Raw genomic sequence first — 21425 nt, 5'->3', positions numbered from 1 at the left:
TGCATGGCGACCATGGCGTGGTTGAATAAGCGTAAAGTGACCATCAGCATGTCTCGTCGGGGAAACTGCTGGGATAACGCGTGCTCAGAAAGCTTTTTTGCTTTACTGAAAAAGGAGTGGACCCGCCGTTTAGGGCTTTTAACTCGTAAAGAGATGACAGAAGAAATACACTTCTACATCACGCAGTATTACCACAAAGTAAGGCAACACACTGCGCTGGGAGGATTAACCCCCAACGCATATGCGCAGCAACTTAATGCTGCTTAAACTGGTGTCTACTTTAGTCGGGCCATTCCAAAGGTTAGGTCTTACACCTCACTCTTTACTCTTCACTCTTCACTCTTCACTCTTCACTCTTCACAGTTTTTGGCGCGCCATTTCTGGTTGCAACACGGCTTGCGGCCTGATGGTTTGACGAATGGGCGTGAGCGGATAACGGCGTTTGCGCGCCAGCATGACATACACGGCGGCGAAGGAAGGGCAATAATGTGGCACCAGCTGCTGGCGCCAAGCTCTGAGCAGAGAGCCTTCAAACAATGGCGTTAAGCCGAAGTAGTCTCGCTCTAACACTTCAAAACCAAGCAGTTTTAACCAATCTTCCAGCCGCTCTGGCGCCACCATTTGCTGCCAAGCGGGCAATTTATGACTTAAGCCCGGTAAAAAACTGGCTAAGCCCACCGTACTGTAGGGGTTAAAACCAGAGATAATCAACCAACCGTCATCGCGCAGCACAGTTTCTACTTCGCGCAAGATGGCGTGAGGATGGGCGCTAAAATCCAGCACGTGAGCCAAAAGACACGCATCTAAGCTGCCGGGCGCAAACGGCATGGCGGTGGCTTGGCCAATAATATCTACAGTATCAGCGTAACACTGTGTTTGGCTAAGGTTAACAGAGTGCAATAAGCGGCTGCCGGGCAAGGAACAAGCCGCGCTTAGGGCATCGACTGTGAGCAGGTTAAAGCCAAATAGCGAGGGTGCCCATTGTGCCAATCTAGCCTGTAACAGCTTGACCAAATAGGGGCCGCGCAGCACCTCTTGCCAGTGATTGGGGGGAGCGACTGATTTCATCACATTTATGCCTCTGCTAAGCTAGCGCTTTCCTCTGTTTAAGGATCCAGATATGGATAACCATTTAGATAAAGACCGAGATAACAACTACATGGTGCACGTTAGTGCGATTTCGGCATTCCAAGATAACTATATCTGGCTGCTTGCGAATAACAAGCAAGCTGTGGTGGTGGATCCGGGGCAGGCAGAGCCTGTGATTAAGATGTTGAAGGAGCGCGAATTGGAGCTCACCACCATTTTGATTACCCATCATCATTATGATCACACAGGTGGCGTTAAGGCCCTGCTCAGCCAATGGCCGAACGCCAAGGTGTATGCGCCGAGCACAGAACCCTTGCCTGCGGCCACCGCCATTGGCGTAACAGACGGCGATTCCCTGACCCTTCCTGAATTAGGGTTGGAGTTTGCCGTGCTCTCAGTACCAGGTCATACCCTAGGCCACATAGCTTTTTATGCGTCTAACGGCCTAGCTTCTACTGATCACATGGCTGAGCCGCTGCTGTTTTGTGGGGATACTCTGTTCTCAGGAGGCTGTGGCCGATTGTTTGAAGGCACACCGGAGCAAATGTATCAGTCGTTAACTCGCTTAAGCGCCCTGCCGGACAATACGGCGGTTTATTGTGCACATGAATATACACAATCGAACCTGGCTTTTTGTCACAAAATGGAGCCAAACAACGCCCAATTAAAAATTTATCTGCAAAAAGTAGCTAAATTACGCCAACAAGGTGTGCCCACTTTACCCTCTTCTATCGGCCTCGAAAAAGCCATCAATGTGTTCCTGCGTGCCCATCTGGCGGGGGTTGCGGCACGCGTGCAGTCTCAGGTGGGATCGGAGCTAAATGACGACACTCAGGTGTTCGCTGCACTTAGGCGCTGGAAAGACTCTTTTTAACGAACTTGATTAGGTTGTTCACAAAGCATACACTGGCCGTCGTTTTAAAGAGACGCGGACACCATGAGAAGACTCTGTATCATTACAGGTGCCTTACTCCTGGCGGGCTGCCAAGGATTAAATTCTTCTGGCCACCAGGACAGCACCGATGATAAAGCGAGCAGATCGCTTTATCAAAAGTCATCGATCCATGCATCGTTGCAAACGCACCATCGAACTACCGACTTAGGTCGAGCTTACAGCACTGTGCCCCACTCTTCGAGTCGGCAACAGCAACCGCAGGTGGAGGCTAAACAGCCAGACCTGTGGCTCGACCTAGCTGACCAAATGAAACTCGATGTGCCCCTCGATCACCCCAGGGTTATCGCTCAACGCGAGTGGTACCTCAAACACCCCAGCTATATGCGTTCTGTATCTGAACGCGCCAGACCGTTTCTCTATCTCATCAAGGAAGAGATAGAGAAACGGAACATGCCAATGGAACTGGTACTATTGCCGGTAGTTGAAAGTACCTTCGACCCGAAAGCTTACTCACATGGCCATGCGGCCGGCTTGTGGCAAATGCTGCAAGGCACAGGTAAGAACTTTGGCCTGCATTACGACAGCTTTTATGACGGCCGTTATGATGTGATGGCATCGACTCGTGCGGCGCTGGATTACCTCGAGTACCTGAATGGTTTCTTCGACGGTGATTGGGTGTTAGCGCTGGCCGCCTATAACTCGGGCGAAGGCCGAGTACAACGCGCCATGAAAGCCAACCGTCGCCAAGGCAAAAAAACAGACTACTGGTCTTTGTCTTTGCCCAAAGAAACACAAAACTACGTTCCTAAGCTATTAGCTTTGGCCGCTATCTTAAAGCATGACACGCACTACGGCATGGACATACCTGCTCTGCCTAATCGCCCGCAACTGGCAGTGGTAGAAGTAGAGGGTCAAGTGGACTTGAACATGGCGGCAGATTTAGCCGGCATGAACCGTAGCAGGCTCAAAGAGCTGAACCCTGCCTTTAAGAAAGCGTCTACTTCACCTGTGCGTAACGCAGAGATCTTAGTGCCTGTGGCTCATGCCCAAGGCTTTGAAATTGCCATGGCCGATATGCCAGAGCAAGAACGTAGCTCAGCGGGGCAATATCAAGAGCGCAGTGGCTCTGGGTACTACCAAGTGCGCCGCGGTGACAGCTTAGGTGCTATCGCCCAACGCCACGGCACGACAGTGGCGAAGCTTCGCCAAGCGAATAACCTTAGCAGTAACAATATTCGTATCGGCCAGTCGTTAGCGCTATCTAGCAGCTATGCCGCCACCACTAAGCCTGCTACTACTCAGGGCAACAGTGTTTATAAGGTAAAACGCGGCGATTCCTTGTCTGTGATTGCGAGTCGTTTTAGCGTCAGTATCAATGAGCTACTCAGCTGGAATAAGTTGTCGAGTAGGCACAGCCTGCGCGCAGGGCAAAGCTTAATTGTAGCGGCCAATGTCCGTTAACTATTAGCGACAAACTAAAAGCAATAACAATAAAAACACCGAGCCTTAGCTCGGTGTTTTTATTTGGGCGCGTGTTTAAATGTGCCCTAATGACAGACTACATACCTATGCCAGCCACAAGCCGCGCTCGATCAATAAGCCCAAAACCTATTAGCCAAGCTTGAGCGGCTATGATGTTAGCGGTTAATCACCCGCGAGTGTCCCTCTTTATCAATCGCTACATACACAAACTGCGCTTGTGCCACTTTATAACGCGCTCCCGCCTCAGGCATTAACACGGGTTTTACCCACACTTCCACTTGCACGGTAATAGAGGTGCGCCCCACCTTGACTAAGGTGCCATGGGTGCACACCACATCGCCTACTTTCACTGGGCGAGAAAAATTCATTTCACTGACCGCGACCGTACCCACAGGGCCCAGCGCTATTTCATTTGCCAGTAAACTGCCGCCCAAGTCCATTTGCGACATGATCCAGCCGCCAAAAATAGCGCCATTGGCGTTGGTATCGGCGGGCATGGCCATAGTGCGCATCAATAAAACGCCGCTCGGATCTACTTGGTCAGTCATGACGAGAGTCTCTTTATTGGATTAAATGATAGGTAAACGCTGGCATAATGATACCTCGGCAGTGAGCCTGTTATTGCTCACTATTTAGATAAATTTATGGTTTAACGTTTAGGGCTAAAACACGTAGAGCTAAAACACGCATGGCTATCAGCCCCAATAGGAATAAGAGTATGTTGCCGGACAATAAGCGTAAGTTACAGGTCAGTAATCGTCAGTTACAGGTGATAGTGGCATCATTAAATCCCGCTAAAATTGAGTCGGCACGCCTCGCCTTTGCCCAATTGTTGCCGGAGAGGAGGGTAACCGTATGCGGTGTGTCTGTGCCCTCGGGCGTGGCTGAGCAGCCCATGAGCGACACCGAAACCTATCAAGGAGCAAGACGGCGTGCCTTAGGCGCCAGAGCCTTAGTACCTAACGCTGATCTGTGGATTGGTATGGAAGGCGGTATTGAATTCACTGAGCCCCGAGAGAATGGCCTGAGTGCGCCTCGCTGCATCACCTTTGCTTGGATCCAAGTATTGGGACCTGCATTTGAGCAGGTCTCTGGCCTGGAGTGCGAACGCCCGCTCGATAATGCCAGTAGAAGCGCCAGTTTAACGCTGCCGCCTGCCGTGGCCCAGGCTTTAGCAGAGGGCGAGGCTCTGGGGCCTGTCATAGACAGTTTATTCAATAAGACCCATAGCAAACAAACCGGCGGTGCCATCGGCATCTTAACCCAGCAACACCTGACACGGCGCACTGTGTATCGAGACACCCTAGTGTTAGCGCTGGCTCCTTGGCTTAATCCTGAGTTATACGCTTAACGCTTACGGTTAGCCCTGCTTATTTCGTTGCGCTAGCCACTCAAACCAGTCGCTCACCAGATAATCCAAGCCTAGGTAACGACTGATGGCCGAGCCATCTATGGTTTTGCCCATGCCGCCGCCGCTAAATGCTGGCGGGGGCAAGTCGCGAAGCCTCGCCGCTTGGCTATAAAATTCGCGACGGCTCGGGTGATGAGGCGCGCTTACGTTTAAGGTGCTCGGCCAATCACTACGCGCCAGCAATGCCGGAATAAAACGTAGCAAGTCTTCTTGAGCCACCAAGTTAATGGGCTCTTCGCCGCCTTCAAAGCTGCGCCCCGCTAAAAAACGCCCCGGCTCACGGCTGCCACCCACTAACCCTGACAAACGCAGGCAGAGCACCTGCGCTATACCGCTGGCCTGCATGGCCATTTCTGTGGCGTGCATGCGCTCACCGCGCTCTGAGTCGGGTGCTGCGTCCGCTTCGCACTTAGTGCCTACCCCGCTGTAAATAGACGTGGCGCTGGTAAAGATTAACCGCGGCACGCCCCCTAAGGCCGCTAACTGCGCCACTTCGCCAAGGCGCCGTGCATAATTATTTAGCTTGCCCGGCGGCACACACAAAATTAAGGTGTCGGCCGCTAACGCTGGCGGCCACTGTGTGGGCAGTGGCGCATTTAAATCCCACACTAAGGTCGCGATGCCAAGCTCAGCCAAGCGCTGGGCTTTATCCACCGTAGTGGTAGAGCCCGCCACCTTATAGCCTAAGCCTTGTAAGGTGAGTGCCAGCGGCTCTCCCAGCCAGCCCAGCCCCACTATGGCCACAGAATCGGCCTTAACATTAGTAGACATAATTCAGCTCGTTAGCCGTGATAAATGTTTTCGGTTGGCCCAACATATCTTGGTAGATCACCGAATAATACAGCACACTTTGTACGTAGCCGCGGGTTTCTCGATAAGGGATATTTTCTACCCATACATCAATTGGACGAGAGCCACTGTTACGCAACCAAGCATCGATCCGCCCCGGGCCCGCATTATAAGCGGCAATGGCCGCCACTCGGTTATTGCTGTAACGGTCGAGCATTTGTTTAAAATAACTGGATCCCAACTGAATATTCACATCGGCACGATACACATCCGAAGCCTGTCTAAAATCGGTGATATTGAACTTGCGCGCCGTATCTGTGGCTGTGCCGGGCATCAATTGCATTAAGCCACCCGCCCCCACCGGTGAGCGAGCTTGTTCATAAAAGGCACTTTCTTGACGAGTAATGGCAAACAAGGTCGCTTCATTCACGCCTAATAGCTGGGCTTGACGTTGAAAAGTAGGTCGGTATACCACAGGGAAGCGCAGGTCTAAGTGATCCCAAGCCTGCAGCTGAATGCTGGCCTGAATCGACTTATCAAACCAACCAAGCTTTAATGCCAAACTGCCCAGTGCTAGGCCATCGGCTTCACTTACCTTACCCAGCATATGGTACCACTCGCTACGGGCGGCGGTTTTATCGCCTAAGGCTAACCACTCTTCCGTTCTGGCGAAGGCCGGCCAACGGCTGCGCGCCTGTGCTAACGAAGGCGCTGGCGGTAAAGATTTTTTCTGTAAGGCGAAGGGCACCTTGCTTTGTTGGGCCGCTAAAAAGCCGTAGTAATCACGGTTGTTGGCCGCCAACTTCCACGCCTTATCACCTTCACTGTGGCGATTTTGTGCCTTTAAGGCACGGCCGCGCCAATATTGCCAACGGCTGTCTTTTTGTGTTTCGGCTGATAAGCGATCGATCCAGCCGATTAAATGCCGCCAATCTTGCTCCCAAATCGCCAGCCTAGCGCGCAGCTCAAATAAGTCTTCTGTGCCCATGGCCGGCAAACGGCTGTCGAGCCAGCTGCGATAATCATGGGTGCGATTAAACATCAGCCGCTGCGCCAGCTTCTGCTCAATGCGCGCCACTTGCGCATTAGTTAAGCCCGCTTGGCGTTGGTACTTAGGATATAAGCTCATCACTTGCACATATTCGGTATCGGCTAATTTAGCCAAAGCCAAGCTGAGTGCCGTCTTTTGTGCCTCGCCAGATACGCGCATTAAGTCGCCTTTCAGCAACTGGTGAGGATTTTTGTCTAACGACTGCAGCAGCTCACTGGCCGGCTGCGCCGCTGGGCTCAGCTGGCGGCCCAAGTAGGTCACTAAACCGTGCTCATCTTTTTCATAGGCGAGCAGCATACGCTGCCAGATATCTTCGTCGGTGCGCCCACCGACGGTTTTCCACGCATCAAACAAAGGATCACAAGCCTCGGCGCGCGAACCGCCGTGCAACCACATCGACTTAGCACCGGCAATGGCGGTGTTTTTATCGCCTAACGCCCACTTAGCTCGGTAGTGAGCGCATTGCAGCACTTCACTGTTAGGCAAGTCGGGATACAGGGTTAAAAATTCGCTCCAGCGCTGCTCTCGGACTAAACGATGCAAATAGCGCCCTTCTAAGCGATCGCTCAACAAGGAATCAGGATAAGTGTGCATAAAGTTCACCACCTGAGTCGTACTCAAGTTAGTGATGCGATCGGCTAGGTATTGAAAATCTAAATAGGGGGTAAGAGGATAACTGTCTAGGCCTCGGCGCAGTTGTTGAAAGCGCGCCACATCATTTTTATTTAACGCCTGCTCTGCTTGGCGATATTGTTCACGCAGTGGCGCCGTCTGTGCGCTTACGCTCATGCCGACTAGCAGCAAACCTAATCCTAACCAAACTCTCACCAGCGCATCCCTCAGTCGTCAATAACCTGATCCGTAAATAGACTAAATCGTAAATAGCCCGAATCGTAAATAGAGAGCTATCCTATGTAATAGTCTCAACACTGCCAATGGGGAATACGAAATAATCTGTTTAAAGCTGACAATTAGAGTCGCACAGCACCAAAAGTGCACTTTGATATGCATCCAGATACCAATATGGGAGCAAGGCGAGCGACTAAACAACCGCTAGTCAGCGTAAACAACAACTGTTAGGTTAAGAGTGCCCGTAAGGTTTTATCCATTCGAGTCTGACTTAAGGCTGTAGACTCTGACAAGACTAAAATGTAGGTAGCGGCGACTGGGTCACAGATTTTTAAGTCACTCGCCATAGCGCCGCCAAAGGTTGACTTGGATCACATCATTTAAGTTCGGTCAGGGTAGTCTGAAGTTGTACACAAACATGAGCACACCCAGGGGGTATTTTATGTCCATTACTATTACCAGCACCGTCATCGACATTTCTCCCGCCATCCGTGAACGGATTGAGAGTCGCTTTGAAAAACTGTCTCGTCGCCAAGTCGACCTGATAGCACCGCATGTAATTATCAACAAAGAAGGCCTTAAATATCAGGTTGAAGCCACCGCCGGGGTGCGCCACGACACTTTGTTCGCCAAGGCAGAAGACGATAACTTATATGCAGCCATTAAAGACTTGGGCCAAAAGTTGGAGCGCCAGTTAAACCGTTATGCAGATAAGCCGTTAGCCCAGCGTGCCGTCGCCGCAGGTGCCGTAGCTGCCGTATTAGCGGGTGAGTTAGGCAATGAGTCAGACGACGAGTTTGATGAAGAGTTCGACCACGAATTTGACGAAGAGGAATAAGCTTCCTGAGTCAGGCTCGCCGCAGCATTAAGCGCCCCGCCGCTGACAATTAAGTAAATCTAAAAAGGCCGAATTGATTCGGTCTTTTTTATCGGTTATGGCTAACAAATGAAAGCCGCAATCTGGCCGTACCCACGGCTTTTTTCGGCCTTTTCCAACCAAGTGTGTTACTTTAAAGTCAATTTCTGAAAAAGGCTTGCCAGCTCGCGTGCTTTTCAGTATTTGTAGGCGTGCTTTTCATTACAAGCCCACGGGTAAAGGCGGAAATCATAATGACTGCGTGTTTAAGTTAATGTTTTTCTTTCACGGCTTTTTTGCAACTCTCTGTTTTGTCACCCAGTGCTCGCCGATCACGTTTTGGCGCACACCTTGGGGGCATCTGGTCTAGCAAGAAAGTAGCGAAAGACGAACAGATAAGCCTCCCGCTGGGAGGCTTTTTTATGAGCTGACATTTTTAGGTAATAAGGGAAGCCCAATTGATAAATCTGGATGAGATCAGAACCCATATCAGCAGCTTAGATAAAGAGCTGTTAGCCCTGCTAGCCAAACGTAAAGGTCTAAGCTTAGACGTGGCGCGCAGCAAGTTGCAAAATCCGCGGCCTATTCGTGACCAAGCACGCGAGCAGTCGCTGTTGGTGGAGCTTATCAATCAAGGCCGACCATTAGGGCTAGATGCGCATTATGTGACGCAGATTTATCACACCATTATTGAAGACTCTGTGCTCTCGCAACAGGCGCTGTTACAGGACTTGCTGAACCCTCAAGATGAGACGCCAGCCATTAGTGTGGCGTTTTTAGGCCTGCGCGGTTCTTACTCCAATATGGCGGCGCGCAAGTACTTATCGCGCTTTAAAGCCTCTCTGGTCGAGCACAACTGCGATACCTTTCAGCAAATTTTTGACACTGTCGAGTCGGGGCAGGCGCAATATGGCATATTACCGATTGAGAATACCAGTTCAGGCGCCATTAATGATGTGTTTGACTTAATTCAACATACCAGCTTGTCTATTGTGGGTGAGCTCACCCAGCCAATTGAGCATTGCATTTTAGTCGCGGTCGACACAGACGTCAGCAAGCTGACCACGCTTTATACGCATCCGCAGGTATTCCAGCAATGTTCACAATATTTAAGCACCTTGCCCAACGTTAAGGTTGAGTTTTGTGCCGCCTCTTCCAACGCCATGGAGTTAGTGGCGCAGCAGCAGCGCCCAGACATAGGTGCCATGGGCAGTGCCGATGGCGGTGAGCTACACGGCTTAACGCCACTGGTCAGCGGCTTGGCCAATCAAAAACAAAACATGACGCGCTTTATCGTAGTGGCACGTAAACCGGTGGAAGTGGCGGAGCAAATTCCGGCTAAAACCAGCTTTATTATGTCGACCGGCCAGCAAAGCGGCGCCCTGGTAGAAACCTTATTGGTGCTGCGCAATCATGATATTCCCATGACTAAGCTGCAGTCGCGCCCTATTATTGGCAATCCTTGGGAAGAGATGTTCTACGTGGATGTAGCAGCCAATGTGAATAGCCAAGCCATGCAAGCGGCCTTGAGCGAGCTAAAAGACATAGTACATTTTATTAAAATTTTGGGCTGTTACCCCAGTGCAGAAGTAGCGCCCACTCGCGTGTCATCTAAGGCGCTCAGCCAAGGCCAAGCGCCTGCGGCCTCATTGACGCCAACACGTAAGGCAAATACAGATAGCGCCAAAGCCACTGGGTTAGCACTGCAAGTAGGCCGTTTTCACATGACTCATAAAGAACCATTATTAATAAGCTTGTTAGACAAATGGCCCGAACGCCACGGCTTGCAAGAAATGGCGCGCCGTGTGAAAGAGCAAGGTGGCCAAGTGTTAGGCGTCCCTTGCTTTGGTGAAGGTGATAGTCAGTTTGAACAAGCACGCCTGCAAGAATTGCGCGAAGTGGCCCAGCAATTTGATTTAGCCACCCTCACCCCCGTACACACGCCTGAGCAATTACAGCGTGCCGCCGAGTCACTGGATATGCTGCTGTTACAACCGCTAACGGCGAAGCGCAATGACTTGTTAGCCGCCGCGGGGCGCGGCACTCGGCCTATTCTCTTGCCGCTGGCTGACAGCTTGAATGACACCTTACTTGATGCCGAACAGGTGCTAGCACAAGGCAATCAGCAGCTGGCCTTGATCGACACTCAAGCCCGCGGCTTAGCCGAACTCTTGGACTTGCAACGACACAGCCGTCTGCCTTTAGTGAGCCAATTAAACGCCAATCAAGCCGTATTAGCCGAGCTTGGCGTGGCACTAAAAAGCGCCGGTATTCAAGGCTTTTGCTTAACCCTGCAAGAGGACGACAATCTAGTACCCTTGCAGCAACTGGCTCAACGCTTGTATCGAGATTGATTCAGCGCCCAACAAAAGAATAAGCCCAGCTCCTTTAAGAGCTGGGCTTTTTTATGGGTTGAATAACACAACTTATACCAATCCAAGTAAGTATGTGATCGGTTTACATTAAGGCAAAAACTAAAGATCAAAGACTATTTTTGCCACGGAAGAACACAGAAGGCACGGACGAAGTTCACGTGCGACAAGTGACCAATACTGTATATGGTAAGAGCTCCTCTCGTTCAGGTTGTGGATGTTTGGCTCTTACCCATACCGTGGTTTTTTCAGATCTGATCACTATTTTGACCTGTTCTTCCGCGCCTCTCGTTACAAAGAAGTGTGGCAAAAAGGTTTTGATCAGTTAGTTTTACAGATTGGTATTAGTGCCGCTTGGCGTCTATAAGGTCGGAGCGCACAAAAAAACACCGAGCCTACACAATAGACTCGGTGTTTTTTAAGCCTTTAGCCTTTAGCTTCTAGCTTCTAGCTTCTAGCTTTCAGCTTTCAGCTTTCAGCTTTCAGCTTTCAGCTTTCAGCTTTCAGCTTTCAGCGCCATGATGGCGACTGTCGTTGGCTTGCGCTAACAAATTGCGGCTTTCTTTGAGGAAAGTATCCGCATAGTCACCGAAGAACTCGCTCACGGTAGCAAACTGCTCGACGAAGGCGTCCCGCTTGCCGGCTTCTAACTGACTTAACAGCTCGCCAAAGCGAGTGTGATAGCGGCGGATCATATCCAGGTTGGCCGGTGAGGATAAAATAATATCTGCGTACAACACAGGATCTTGCGCGAACAAGCGCCCTACCATGGCCAGCTCTAAGCGATAAATCGGCGAGCTTAAACGCAGCAGTTGCGCTAAATCTGCCTGCTCGGCGCATAAGTGGGCGCCGTAAGCAAAACTGGTGAAGTGGCGCAGGGCTTGCACTAAGCTCATGGCCTTATCGTGCTCGGCGGGATCGACCGATTGTAAACGAGTACCCCAAATGCGCATCTGATCCAGCAACCATTGATACTCGCTCGCGCCACGGCCCTCAGAGTAGATGATCACCTGCTTGGCGAGGCTTGATACATCGGGGCCAAACATAGGGTGCAACCCCAGCACTGGGCCCGTGTGGGCCGCCAGCATAGCGGCGAGGGGCTCGGCCTTAATGCTGGTTAAATCCACCAGCAAGCAATGCTCGGGCAAGGTAGGCAGCTGGCTAATAATAGTGACGGTTTGGTCGATAGGCACGGCCACCACCACTAAACCTGCATCCGCCACTATCGCCTCGGCGTCTGCCCAGTCGTCTTTTTCTAAGATACAAACTTGATAACCGGATAATGACAAAAGATGAGCAAACAGGCTGCCCAGTTGGCCGGCTCCCCCTACCACCACCACTTTGCCCAACTCGGGATTTATGCACTTAAAACCGGTGTCATTTTCACTGGCATAAGACTCGCGCATAAAGCGGCGTAATACGTCTTCAATTAAGTCTGGCGGCACGCCTTGTGATATCGCTTCGGCACGGCGTTTGGCCAACATGCTGGCTTCACGGTCGGGCGCATAAATCGGCACCCCTTGGCGGCTTTTTACTTCACCCACGCCCGCCACCAACTTTAGGCGACGCGCAAACAGTGCCACCAGCTCTTGGTCCACTTCATCTATTTGGTCCCGAAGGACGGCTAACTCATCTACCATTGGATTTATCCCAAATATAAAAGCACCGGCCCTTCCCGGACGCGGTGCTCTATTATGCCTGCAAACCCAACACTGAGACAAATATGGTCTGGATTTGGCGGCTATTGATGCTATTAGTCCATGTAGGAAAACGGACGCAAATTAGCCGAGTCGCGCTTTTAACGGGCCGGCCAGTTGGCTGTGGCAACGCGCTAATAGCTCGGCTGTGGTCTCCCAATCGATACAGGCATCGGTAATGGATACGCCGTATTTCATGTCGCCGCGTGGCTGCTCGCTAGACTGGTTACCTTCAAACAAATGCGACTCTAACATTATGCCTAAAATCGACTGATTGCCTTCTTGAATTTGACGCACCACGTTCTCAGTCACTAACGGCTGCAGACTGTAATCTTTATTAGAGTTACCGTGGCTGCAATCCACCACTAAGTTAGGCACTAGCCCAGCGCCAGTCATGGCTTTTTCTGCCAAGTTAATGTGCACAGAGTCGTAGTTAGGCTGCTTGCCGCCACGCAAAATAACGTGGCCGTCTGGGTTACCTTGAGTCACTAACAGCGCCACTTGGCCTTGCTGGTTAATGCCCATAAAGGCATGAGACTCTGCCGCCGCCTTTAAGGCATTAATAGCAGTGCCCAAGTTACCGTCTGTGCCATTTTTAAAGCCGACCGGCATGGAGAGACCAGACGCCATTTCGCGGTGAGTTTGCGACTCTGTGGTGCGCGCACCTATGGCAGACCAAGAGAACAATTCGGCCAAGTATTGCGGGCTAATGGGATCCAGCGCTTCGGTGGCCAAGGGCAGCTCTAACTCGGCCAACCAGCACAATAACTCGCGGGCTTGATGTAAGCCGTGTTCGATATCGAAGCTGCCATCTAGGTGGGGATCGTTGATAAAGCCTTTCCAACCCACTGTGGTACGCGGCTTTTCAAAGTAGACCCGCATCACTATATAAAGGCTGTCACTATATTCATCATGCAGTTTTTTAAGGCGAGTGGCGTACTCTTTGGCGGCGTCTATGTCATGAATGGAGCAAGGGCCGCACACCACTAAGAAACGGTGATCTTTACGCTGGATAATATTAGACAGAGTCTGTCGCGCACCGCTAATGAAGCTTAGAGCTTGTTCAGACACGGGCAACTTAGTCTTTAGTTCAGCTGGAGTGATCATTATCTTCTCGGAGCGAATATTAATATTATTCAGTGTGTCTTTCTGCATGACGACATCCTCTCTGTAAACAAAACATTATCATCCTATAAAAACAAATACTGTGTCTTGTTTGACATCGAGTGATTCATTTTCTATGCAAGCAGCTGGTTTTCGTAATGAGCTTAACGATTTACCTCAGCTCTTCACCTTGGTTTTTCACCTCAGCTTTTCACCATAACAAGGCAAGCCCAGCTTGCAAAGCATGAATAGCGCTAATTGAGGGTTATTTTGGTAAGCCTTACCGAACTGCCTACTAAAACAGCGCACTGGCCGCAGTTTAGCCCATAAGGGGGAGCGGCAAGCTGAGCCGACAGATAACGACTGATGATGCTGCTTTGTCATGGCGACGACTCGCCGGATCTGCCATCATGCGCCTCTTATTCGCGGGAGCTTATCAATGCAACGACTGGTGCGTTACTTCTTTCAAGGTTTACTGATTTTACTGCCGTTTGTGTTGACAGTGTATCTGGTGTATTTAATTTTTACCGTACTCAACGAGACCCTTTTTTCCGCCATCGGATCTTTGTTGCGCATCGCCGTGCCCGCCTTAGCGGCCGGTTGGATTGCTGACTTGGCTGGCGGTTTACTGACCTTAAGCGTGATCATTGTCACCGGCATGTTTGCCTCGTTTTACTTTGGCCAGTTCTTTTTATCTTTATTTGACCGATTACTTAACCGCATTCCACTCGTGAAGATGTTGTATAACGCGTTAAGTGATTTATTTAACGCACTAATTGGCGATAACAAACGCTTTAATCAACCGGTAGCGGTGAGCTTGATGAATGGCGATGTGCAGTTATTGGGTTTTATTACCCGCGACGACATGAGCGAATTTGGCCTGCCCGATAAGGTGGCCGTGTATTTGCCTCAGTCTTATAACTTTGCTGGTAACCTGTTATTGGTTGATAAAGACAAGATACAACTGCTGGATGTGCCCGCCGGCAAGGTAACGACCTTTATCGTTAGCGGCGGGATCACGGGGAAAAATTGATCCGTAAGGGGTGAGGTGAAAGGCGTGAGGAGCAAAACCTAGCAAATAGCCCTCTCCTCACCCCTCACTATTTACGCCTCACCAACAATTACTCGTCAATCTCATCCATAAACTCTGACAGATCGTCATCAGCGTCGGCTGCGGCTTCTTTGCCAATTTTGGCATCTTGATACTGCAGATAAAAATCTTTGGTTAAGCCGTAAGGGTCGAGGGCGTTATCGATAATCGGCTCACGGTCAATCAGCTCGCTGCGCTCATACAAACCATTAAGCGCCCACTTGCCGGCGCGCATGGCGACGGTCATAGCATCGTAGGGGAAGTACAAGCCGTCTACCACATCACCAGATAGTTGGCGTAACGTAGTTGGCCCGTATAGCGGCACCATTAAAAACGGCCCGTTACCCACCCCCATTTGCCCCAATACCTGACTGAAATCTTTAGGCTTAGACGCTAAGGTCATTTTTTCTGCTACATCAAAAAAGCCCAACAGACCTAGGGTGCTGTTCACGCCAAAGCGCACTAAGTTAGTGCCGGCGCCGACTGCATCACCTGTGATCACGTGGTTAACGAAACTGGCTGGCTCTTCCAGATTGAGCACGACATTTTGCACGCCTTCGCGTATCGGCACGGCCACATAATCTGCATAAGCATGGGCGACCGGGCGCACCGCATAAGGATCCAGCACATCATAGTTGATAAACCAAGCGGCACGGTTAACTGGCTCGAACGGATCGCGAGCGTCATTGGCCGTCGAACGAGCGCCGTCTTGCGGCTTATAGTCGTTAAAAGCGTCACCTTTGGCCACGGGTTTTGCAGGCTCTTGGGCCTTGGTGCTGGTTTGTTGGTGATCCTGAGCACTGATTGACTCTTGAGCAGCTACTTGGTCTTGGGGTTGAGCCGCGCAACCTGCTAGCAGCAGGCTGGTAATAACGAGTGTTTTTTGCCACATACTAGTTGCCTTATCGCAGTGTGGTTATCTTATTATCGTGCAAAACCGGCCACCAGGGCCGGTTTAATAAGAGGCTTGCCTCAAAAGTTAGGGATTAGAGTTCAGTATCTATCACTACCGATAACTGACGGTCTGCATCGGTACTCAGTACCGCACTGCGGCCTTCCCAAGCGCCGGTTTTATCGGTGACATTACCGCTCGGCGCCAGGCGTGCCTTAATGATCACCTTGTCATGACCGTTAAGGTTCACATTGGGGCGCATTGCATCCTTGTTTGACAAGGTCAGCGTCAGAGGGAATGACGGATTCTCGATGCGTTGCGCCACTAAGGGCACATCTGCACCCGCCGCATCCATGGCGTACACAAATAGCACGGCACCGGGATGATAAGGCGTATTGGCGCTGGTATTCACTTCCACTTGGAAGCGCGGGCCTGCCACGGTTGCCTCATCTTGCTCAGCTAAGCGCTCTTTAGCAAAGTTAACCGAGCGCTCTATCATGGCATAACGCGGGTTATCAGGTGTCATACGCTGTAATATTTGTTGCCAGCGCGCAATGGCGGCAGTGAAGTTATTCTGCTGTATTGCCATAAAGGCAAACACAGACCAAGCTTCAAGATCGTCCGGATCTTTAGCCAAAACTTGCTTGATGATGCTTTCGCCGCGCAGCTCTTCGCCACTGATGGCCAAAGCTTCGGCATAAGGCACCATCACAGAATCAGGATCATCGGTTAAGGTCATGGCTTTTTCGAAGGCCTCACGCGCCGTATTACCGTCACGCATTTCCAGCGTCAAACGCCCCAGTAATAACCAACCCCGAAAGTCATCCCCATCAAGATACAGCTTAGTGCGCAGCGCCTGGATCAAATCCATCATGTCTTGCTCTGTCACATCGCCATTGGGTTCCAGTAGCACTTTCTGCGTTAACTCACTCAAACGGCTACTGTTATGTTGCCACTGTGCTACTTGTTGATAAGCACCCATCTGGAAATAACCCAGATATGCCACTAGTACCACTATTACCACAGCCGGTAACCACAAGTGCACGCCGCGCTTGTAATGTTGCGGTTGTTCGACCACTACATCGTCAAGCAGGCTTTTTTTCAGCTCTTGAGTCGCTAACTCACCCTCTTCCAACAAGCCTTGGGCGCTGTCTTCTTCTAACTCTTTTAAGCGCTGCTTATACAGCTCGGTATTGAGCTGATTACGGCTCTGGCTCGACTCTGCACGGCCACGCGTGAGCGGCAAGATGATGACCAAGGCTAATATCAGCGTTAGCACGCCGCTGCCAATCCAAAATAATATCATATTAATTCTCTTTGTCTTTTTTCAGCAGGTCAGTCTTAGGCTGATCAGCATTCAGCAGTGCGTTTAGGCGCGCTTCTTGGTCCGTGCTCAAGGCATCTTCAGCCTTATTACGCGACTGCTTACGGGTGCGCACCACCACGATAAAAAGGCCAATCAGCATAACGATGACAGGACCAAACCACAGGATCATGGTCGACGCCATAAAAGGCGGCTTATAGAGAATGAAATTACCATAGCGGGCCGCCATGTAATCGATGACTTCTTGCTTGCTCTTGCCCGCTTGCAGCAATTCATAAGACTTGTCACGCAGGTCTTTGGCAAGCTCAGCATCTGAGTCGCCTATGTCTTGATTCTGACACTTAGGGCAGCGCAGCTCTTTGGTTAGCTCACGAAAAGTCTGCTCTTGCTCAGGCGAGCTAAAGTCATAGACGCTGGTGGCGGCCAATACCGGAGCCGTCACTAACAGAGGCAAGCACAGGCTGGATAACAGCACTAAAACAGAGGATAAACGCATGCCTTACTCCAGCTGCTCAAAAATAGGCTTGATGGTACTTGTCCAGACTGCCTCGTTTAAATCACCCACGTGGCGATAACGAATAATGCCTTGGCTGTCTATCAAATAGGTTTCTGGCGCACCGTACACGCCCAAGTCCAGCCCTAACATGCCATCGGGATCATATAAGTCGATGGCATAAGGATTACCGAGGTTGCTTAACCACTGCAACGCCTTAGCGCGATCATCCTTGTAGTTCATGCCAACGATATAAATGTCTTCACGCGCCTTTAGCTCGTTTAAAAACTCATGCTCGGCCCGACAAGTCGGGCACCAAGTGGCCCACACGTTAAGTAACATCGGCTTGCCGGTGAAAATAGTGCGGCTGTATTCTTGTGCCGGATTATGCAAAGAGGTCAGCGCAAATTCCGGCACCGGCTTGTCTAATAATACCGACTCTAATTTTGTCGGATCCGAGAACAAGCCCTTAAATAAGAACACACAGGCCATTAAAAATAAGGCCAGCGGTACAAATAAAACTAAGCCACGACGTTTCATGCAAGCTCCTGTTCTTCTTTATTGGCAACAGCTTTATCGGTAACCGCTTTACCAGCAAAGCGATAGCGTTTATCGACCATAGCAATCACGCCACCCAAAGCCATAAACAGGGCTCCAAACCAAATCCAACGAATAAAAGGTTTGTAGTATAAGCGAATGGCCCAAGCGCCGTCGTCCAGCTGCTCACCAAGGGCTGCATACAAGTCGCGGGTAATGCCGGCGCTGATCGCCGCTTCCGTCATCGGCATGCGCTGTACTACGTACAGACGTTTTTCGGCTTTCAGCTTAGGTAAGGCCTTGCCATCTTTGCTAACAGCTATCACCCCTTTGAAGCCTTCATAGTTAGGACCGTCGGCACGCTTAGTGCCCTCAAAGGTGAAGGTATAGCCGGAAAAAGTGACGCTATCGCCAGTATTCATGCGCACGTCTTTTTCGATGCTATACAACTGGGTACAGCTGATACCTATTATGGTGACCGCCATGCCTAAGTGGCCTAAGAACATAGCCCAGTGGCTGTTGCCAAGTTTGGTGATGCCGCGACCAAAACTGTGTCTATGGGTGGCACGCACCCAAGTTTCTTGCACACTGGTGATGATAATAAAGGCGCCTAAACTCAGGCCAATGGCCGCCCACACTTCAAAGTGATCAGCAAACAGATAAGGCAACGCAAAGCCGATGGCCGCCGATAAAACTAAGGCCGACAACAACTTGACGTTCACTTCTTTCATGCTCTGACGGCGCCAGCGAAACAAGGGTGCGGCACCCATTAGCAGCGCAAAAGGAATAATCAACCAGGCAAAAATACCATTAAAGAAAGGCGCGCCTATGGAGATACTGCCCAACCCTATTTCTTTGTGGATCAGCGGTAAGATAGTGCCCACCAGCACCACAAACAGGCCGGCCATCAGCATGATGTTATTGCCGAGCAGCATACTTTCGCGACTGGCCAGCTCATGCTTGCCGTGGCTTTTCACCTCGGCACCTTTAATGGCGTACAACAATAAGGAGCTGCCCACCACCAACATAAAGAAGATCAAGATAAACAAGCCACGAGTCGGATCCGAGGCAAAGGCGTGCACCGACACCAAGACGCCGGAGCGCACCAAGAAGGTGCCGAGCAGGCTCAGTGAAAAGGCCATAATGGCCAGCAATACGGTCCACGCTTTAAAGGTGGCGCGCTTTTCGGTGACCACCAACGAGTGGATCAAGGCGGTCGCTGCTAGCCAAGGCATAAAGGAAGCGTTTTCTACCGGATCCCAGAACCACCAGCCGCCCCAACCCAATTCGTAATAAGCCCACCAAGAGCCCAGCGCAATACCTATCGTCAAAAATATCCAGGCGGCCATGGTCCACGGGCGCGACCAGCGAGCCCAAGCAGCGTCCAGCTTACCTGTCATCAAGGAGGCGATGGCAAAAGCAAAAGCCACCGACAAGCCCACATAACCCATGTACAACATAGGCGGATGGAAGATAAGACCCGGGTCTTGCAGCATGGGGTTTAAGTCACGACCATCGACTGGGAAAAACGGCAAGGTGCGCAAGAATGGGTTGGAGGTCACGATCACGAACAGCAAAAAGCCCACGCCTATCATGCCCATCACGCTTAATACCCGCGCCACCGCATCTAATGGCAGTGAGCGACTAAAGCGCGCCACCGCAGCGGCCCAACCCGCTAAGATCAGCACCCACAGCAATAAGGAGCCTTCGTGGGCGCCCCATACCGCAGAAATACGATATTCCAGCGGTAGCAAACTGTTGGAGTTAGAAGCCGCATACACGACGCTAAAATCGTGCTCGATAAAGGCCCAGGTTAAGCAGCCAAAAGAAAACAACAAAAAGCCGAACATGGCATAAGCCAAGGGGCGCGCCAGCAACATCATGCTAACGTTACCGCGAGACGCGCCAATCAAGGGATAAATACTTAAGATCAAGCTCGCGGCCAACGCCAAAATCAGGCTAAATTGACCCAATTCGGGAATAATACCTAACGTCAAATTCATGACTTACTTCCTTTGAGCTGCTCTTGGGAATATTCGGGTTTCACATGCTCAATGCCCTTCATCGCCTCGGCAACTTCCGGTGGCATGTATTCTTCATCGTGTTTGGCCAACACTTCAAAGGCGGTAATGGTGCGTGCATCCGCTAAATGCCCTTGGGCCACTATGCCCTGCCCTTCGCGGAATAAGTCCGGCAAGATGCCATCAAACACCACGGTGATTTCTTCACCGCCCCCGTCCACCAAATCAAAGCTGACTTTTAAACTTTCTTGGTCACGGCTCACCGAGCCCGGCACCACCATGCCGCCAATGCGCAGCCTCTGGCCCACTTCGGGTTTAATTTTGGTGTCGCCTTTGCCTTGCACCAACTCAGTCGGGGTATAAAACAAGTCGATATTTTGCTGTAGGCCATACAGAACCAACCCCGTCATCAGCGATAAGCCCAACACCACTGATACCAGCAGAGCCATGCGTTTCTTACGTCTAGGATTCATAACGTATTCTCCAACTTCTGAGCGGCCTTACGACGTTCTGCCCGTTGCTGCTTTTGCTTAACGCCACGCAGCAGGCTTTTTTTCGTTGCCAAGGTTGACCATACAATTGCGAGCAATATGGCCAAGGTGAAACCAAACGACAGCCAGACATAAAAGCCGTAACCGCCCATGGCCCAAAATGCCGACCAAGAATCAAATTTCATGTTCTTTCTCCACCAATGCCAACACCCAAGGGCGGTGCGACTCACGACGGAGCAATTCATTGCGCAGGCGCATCAAGGTCACAGCACCTAAGAAAGCACTAAAAGCCACTATCATCAGCAATAACGGCCACAACATGTCATTGGAAATCGAAGGCCGGTCAAACTTAGTGATGCTGGCCCCTTGGTGCAGGGTGTTCCACCATTCTACCGAGTAGTGAATGATGGGTAAATTGATCACGCCCACCAGTGCCAAAATGCCCGCCGCGCGCCCCGCCAATACCTTGTCGGAAATAGCGTTATAGAGCGCAATTACGCCCAAATATAAGAACAACAAAATCAGCTCTGAGGTCAGGCGCGCATCCCATACCCACCAAGCGCCCCACATGGGTTTACCCCAAGCGGCACCGGTAAATAGCGCAATGGCAGTAAATACCGCGCCCACGGGTGCGATGGCGGCTACCGCCATGTCTGAGGTTTTTATCTGCCACACCAAGCCAATAAAGGCCGCTATGGCCATGGACGAATAAGCGCCCATGGACAAAATAGCCGCCGGCACGTGAATGTAGATAATGCGAAAGGCATCGCCTTGCTGATAATCCGCCGGCGCATAAGCTAGCCCCCAGACAAGACCTGCGGCAAATGTCACCACACTGAGCGCGGCAAACCAAGGTAGCCATAAACCGGCGATACGATAAGCATGCTCGGATTTAGCGTAAGGATGTAACCATTTCCACATATTGCTCACAGACCCTTTTTTAGCGTAATGATGGTGCAGCGGCTTAGGCCGACATGCATCT

20 protein-coding genes, 1 pseudogene and 1 other annotated feature are annotated in these 21425 nt (G+C 51.0%); of the genes and pseudogenes, 7 read left to right on the top strand and 14 right to left on the bottom strand.

All coding sequences use genetic code 11. From position 1 onward, the window contains the following. The coding region (locus tag ACEN2G_RS03320; protein ID WP_442020040.1) for an integrase core domain-containing protein at nucleotides 1-267 on the top strand (267 nt) is incomplete at its 5' end. Nucleotides 268-357: 90 nt separating this feature from the next. Here the strand turns inward: ACEN2G_RS03320 and ACEN2G_RS03315 are convergent. Beyond that, nucleotides 358-1068, bottom strand: a complete 711-nt coding sequence (locus ACEN2G_RS03315) for a class I SAM-dependent methyltransferase (protein ID WP_442020039.1) — start codon at nucleotides 1066-1068, stop codon at nucleotides 358-360. A gap of 91 nt (nucleotides 1069-1159) precedes the next feature. Here ACEN2G_RS03315 and gloB point away from each other — a divergent pair, with 91 nt between their 5' ends. Together gloB and ACEN2G_RS03305 are read left to right on the top strand one after the other, a co-directional pair. Further along, the gene (gloB, locus tag ACEN2G_RS03310; RefSeq protein WP_442020046.1) at nucleotides 1160-1963 is read left to right on the top strand and encodes a hydroxyacylglutathione hydrolase; all 804 of its coding nucleotides are present in this window, start codon (nucleotides 1160-1162) and stop codon (nucleotides 1961-1963) included. A 63-nt stretch (nucleotides 1964-2026) separates the two neighbouring features. Continuing rightward, complete coding sequence (locus tag ACEN2G_RS03305; protein WP_442020038.1) at nucleotides 2027-3445, top strand: LysM peptidoglycan-binding domain-containing protein; 1419 nt, start codon at nucleotides 2027-2029, stop codon at nucleotides 3443-3445. A 176-nt stretch (nucleotides 3446-3621) separates the two neighbouring features. Here ACEN2G_RS03305 and yciA read toward each other — a convergent pair whose 3' ends face one another. Beyond that, nucleotides 3622-4014: an acyl-CoA thioester hydrolase YciA gene (gene yciA, locus ACEN2G_RS03300; RefSeq protein WP_442020037.1), complete on the bottom strand. Its 393-nt coding sequence runs from the start codon at nucleotides 4012-4014 to the stop codon at nucleotides 3622-3624. A gap of 170 nt (nucleotides 4015-4184) precedes the next feature. On the opposite strand from yciA, the gene yjjX reads away from it, so the two are divergent. Continuing rightward, nucleotides 4185-4817 carry an inosine/xanthosine triphosphatase gene (gene yjjX / locus ACEN2G_RS03295; protein ID WP_442020036.1) on the top strand — a complete coding sequence of 211 codons (633 nt, stop codon included), beginning with the start codon at nucleotides 4185-4187 and terminating at the stop codon, nucleotides 4815-4817. Nucleotides 4818-4826: 9 nt separating this feature from the next. On the opposite strand, the gene ACEN2G_RS03290 is transcribed toward yjjX, so the two are convergent. Next, a complete protein-coding gene (locus ACEN2G_RS03290; protein ID WP_442020035.1) occupies nucleotides 4827-5648 on the bottom strand; it encodes an NAD(P)-binding domain-containing protein in 822 nt (273 codons plus the stop codon). Then, complete coding sequence (locus ACEN2G_RS03285; protein WP_442020034.1) at nucleotides 5638-7545, bottom strand: transglycosylase SLT domain-containing protein; 1908 nt, start codon at nucleotides 7543-7545, stop codon at nucleotides 5638-5640. Before ACEN2G_RS03285 ends, ACEN2G_RS03290 begins: the two co-directional genes overlap by 11 nt. Nucleotides 7546-8008: 463 nt before the next feature. On the opposite strand from ACEN2G_RS03285, the gene hpf reads away from it, so the two are divergent. Next, nucleotides 8009-8404, top strand: a complete 396-nt coding sequence (hpf, locus tag ACEN2G_RS03280) for a ribosome hibernation-promoting factor, HPF/YfiA family (RefSeq protein ID WP_442020033.1) — start codon at nucleotides 8009-8011, stop codon at nucleotides 8402-8404. A gap of 279 nt (nucleotides 8405-8683) precedes the next feature. Further along, nucleotides 8684-8847 (top strand) — a sequence feature (Phe leader region). Nucleotides 8848-8880: 33 nt separating this feature from the next. Further along, nucleotides 8881-10029 (top strand): annotated as a pseudogene (locus ACEN2G_RS03275) (chorismate mutase); the annotation flags it as partial. Nucleotides 10030-11297: 1268 nt separating this feature from the next. Here the strand turns inward: ACEN2G_RS03275 and tyrA are convergent. Both tyrA and ACEN2G_RS03265 read right to left on the bottom strand, forming a co-directional pair. Then, nucleotides 11298-12434: a bifunctional chorismate mutase/prephenate dehydrogenase gene (gene tyrA / locus ACEN2G_RS03270; RefSeq protein WP_442020032.1), complete on the bottom strand. Its 1137-nt coding sequence runs from the start codon at nucleotides 12432-12434 to the stop codon at nucleotides 11298-11300. 141 nt (nucleotides 12435-12575) lie between these two features. After that, the gene (locus tag ACEN2G_RS03265; protein ID WP_442020031.1) at nucleotides 12576-13646 is read right to left on the bottom strand and encodes a 3-deoxy-7-phosphoheptulonate synthase; all 1071 of its coding nucleotides are present in this window, start codon (nucleotides 13644-13646) and stop codon (nucleotides 12576-12578) included. 388 nt (nucleotides 13647-14034) lie between these two features. Between ACEN2G_RS03265 and ACEN2G_RS03260 the strand changes: the two genes are divergently transcribed. Then, nucleotides 14035-14628 (top strand): DUF502 domain-containing protein, encoded by a 594-nt coding sequence (locus tag ACEN2G_RS03260; protein ID WP_442020030.1) that lies wholly within the window; start codon nucleotides 14035-14037, stop codon nucleotides 14626-14628. Nucleotides 14629-14716: 88 nt separating this feature from the next. Here the strand turns inward: ACEN2G_RS03260 and ACEN2G_RS03255 are convergent, their stop codons facing one another. The 8 genes from ACEN2G_RS03255 to ACEN2G_RS03220 form a co-directional block, all read right to left on the bottom strand. After that, nucleotides 14717-15577: an MlaA family lipoprotein gene (locus ACEN2G_RS03255; protein ID WP_442020029.1), complete on the bottom strand. Its 861-nt coding sequence runs from the start codon at nucleotides 15575-15577 to the stop codon at nucleotides 14717-14719. Nucleotides 15578-15671: 94 nt separating this feature from the next. Then, nucleotides 15672-16883, bottom strand: coding sequence for a c-type cytochrome biogenesis protein CcmI (ccmI, locus tag ACEN2G_RS03250; protein WP_442020028.1), 1212 nt, complete (start codon nucleotides 16881-16883; stop codon nucleotides 15672-15674). A gap of 1 nt (nucleotide 16884) precedes the next feature. Continuing rightward, nucleotides 16885-17397 (bottom strand): cytochrome c-type biogenesis protein, encoded by a 513-nt coding sequence (locus ACEN2G_RS03245; RefSeq protein WP_442020027.1) that lies wholly within the window; start codon nucleotides 17395-17397, stop codon nucleotides 16885-16887. A gap of 3 nt (nucleotides 17398-17400) precedes the next feature. Further along, entirely contained in the window at nucleotides 17401-17934 is a 534-nt protein-coding gene (locus ACEN2G_RS03240) for a DsbE family thiol:disulfide interchange protein (protein WP_442020026.1), read from the bottom strand. Then, complete coding sequence (locus tag ACEN2G_RS03235) at nucleotides 17931-19916, bottom strand: heme lyase CcmF/NrfE family subunit (RefSeq protein WP_442020045.1); 1986 nt, start codon at nucleotides 19914-19916, stop codon at nucleotides 17931-17933. The genes ACEN2G_RS03240 and ACEN2G_RS03235 overlap by 4 nt, the downstream gene beginning before the upstream one ends. Before the next feature lie 14 nt (nucleotides 19917-19930). Beyond that, entirely contained in the window at nucleotides 19931-20425 is a 495-nt protein-coding gene (ccmE, locus tag ACEN2G_RS03230) for a cytochrome c maturation protein CcmE (protein ID WP_442020025.1), read from the bottom strand. Beyond that, on the bottom strand, nucleotides 20422-20628 hold the full coding sequence (gene ccmD, locus ACEN2G_RS03225; RefSeq protein ID WP_442020024.1) for a heme exporter protein CcmD: 207 nt from the start codon (nucleotides 20626-20628) through the stop codon (nucleotides 20422-20424). Before ccmD ends, ccmE begins: the two co-directional genes overlap by 4 nt. After that, a complete protein-coding gene (locus ACEN2G_RS03220; RefSeq protein ID WP_442020023.1) occupies nucleotides 20618-21364 on the bottom strand; it encodes a heme ABC transporter permease in 747 nt (248 codons plus the stop codon). Before ACEN2G_RS03220 ends, ccmD begins: the two co-directional genes overlap by 11 nt. Nucleotides 21365-21425: the final 61 nt, after the last annotated feature.

The organism is Oceanisphaera sp. W20_SRM_FM3, from assembly GCF_052119705.1.
Lineage (GTDB): Bacteria > Pseudomonadota > Gammaproteobacteria > Enterobacterales > Aeromonadaceae > Oceanimonas.
Note: the sequence above shows the minus strand (reverse complement) of the source record. Positions and strands in the feature narration are given on the sequence as shown.

What these genes read in the sequence shown, in the direction of transcription:
- ACEN2G_RS03315 (WP_442020039.1), bottom strand. Translation starts at nt 1,068, where the DNA reads ATGAAATCAGTCGCTCCCCCCAATCACTGGCAAGAGGTGCTGCGCGGC.
- gloB (WP_442020046.1), top strand. Translation starts at nt 1,160, where the DNA reads ATGGTGCACGTTAGTGCGATTTCGGCATTCCAAGATAACTATATCTGG.
- ACEN2G_RS03305 (WP_442020038.1), top strand. Translation starts at nt 2,027, where the DNA reads ATGAGAAGACTCTGTATCATTACAGGTGCCTTACTCCTGGCGGGCTGC.
- yciA (WP_442020037.1), bottom strand. Translation starts at nt 4,014, where the DNA reads ATGACTGACCAAGTAGATCCGAGCGGCGTTTTATTGATGCGCACTATG.
- yjjX (WP_442020036.1), top strand. Translation starts at nt 4,185, where the DNA reads ATGTTGCCGGACAATAAGCGTAAGTTACAGGTCAGTAATCGTCAGTTA.
- ACEN2G_RS03290 (WP_442020035.1), bottom strand. Translation starts at nt 5,648, where the DNA reads ATGTCTACTAATGTTAAGGCCGATTCTGTGGCCATAGTGGGGCTGGGC.
- hpf (WP_442020033.1), top strand. Translation starts at nt 8,009, where the DNA reads ATGTCCATTACTATTACCAGCACCGTCATCGACATTTCTCCCGCCATC.
- tyrA (WP_442020032.1), bottom strand. Translation starts at nt 12,434, where the DNA reads ATGGTAGATGAGTTAGCCGTCCTTCGGGACCAAATAGATGAAGTGGAC.
- ACEN2G_RS03265 (WP_442020031.1), bottom strand. Translation starts at nt 13,646, where the DNA reads ATGCAGAAAGACACACTGAATAATATTAATATTCGCTCCGAGAAGATA.
- ACEN2G_RS03260 (WP_442020030.1), top strand. Translation starts at nt 14,035, where the DNA reads ATGCAACGACTGGTGCGTTACTTCTTTCAAGGTTTACTGATTTTACTG.
- ACEN2G_RS03255 (WP_442020029.1), bottom strand. Translation starts at nt 15,577, where the DNA reads ATGTGGCAAAAAACACTCGTTATTACCAGCCTGCTGCTAGCAGGTTGC.
- ccmI (WP_442020028.1), bottom strand. Translation starts at nt 16,883, where the DNA reads ATGATATTATTTTGGATTGGCAGCGGCGTGCTAACGCTGATATTAGCC.
- ACEN2G_RS03245 (WP_442020027.1), bottom strand. Translation starts at nt 17,397, where the DNA reads ATGCGTTTATCCTCTGTTTTAGTGCTGTTATCCAGCCTGTGCTTGCCT.
- ACEN2G_RS03240 (WP_442020026.1), bottom strand. Translation starts at nt 17,934, where the DNA reads ATGAAACGTCGTGGCTTAGTTTTATTTGTACCGCTGGCCTTATTTTTA.
- ccmE (WP_442020025.1), bottom strand. Translation starts at nt 20,425, where the DNA reads ATGAATCCTAGACGTAAGAAACGCATGGCTCTGCTGGTATCAGTGGTG.
- ccmD (WP_442020024.1), bottom strand. Translation starts at nt 20,628, where the DNA reads ATGAAATTTGATTCTTGGTCGGCATTTTGGGCCATGGGCGGTTACGGC.
- ACEN2G_RS03220 (WP_442020023.1), bottom strand. Translation starts at nt 21,364, where the DNA reads ATGTGGAAATGGTTACATCCTTACGCTAAATCCGAGCATGCTTATCGT.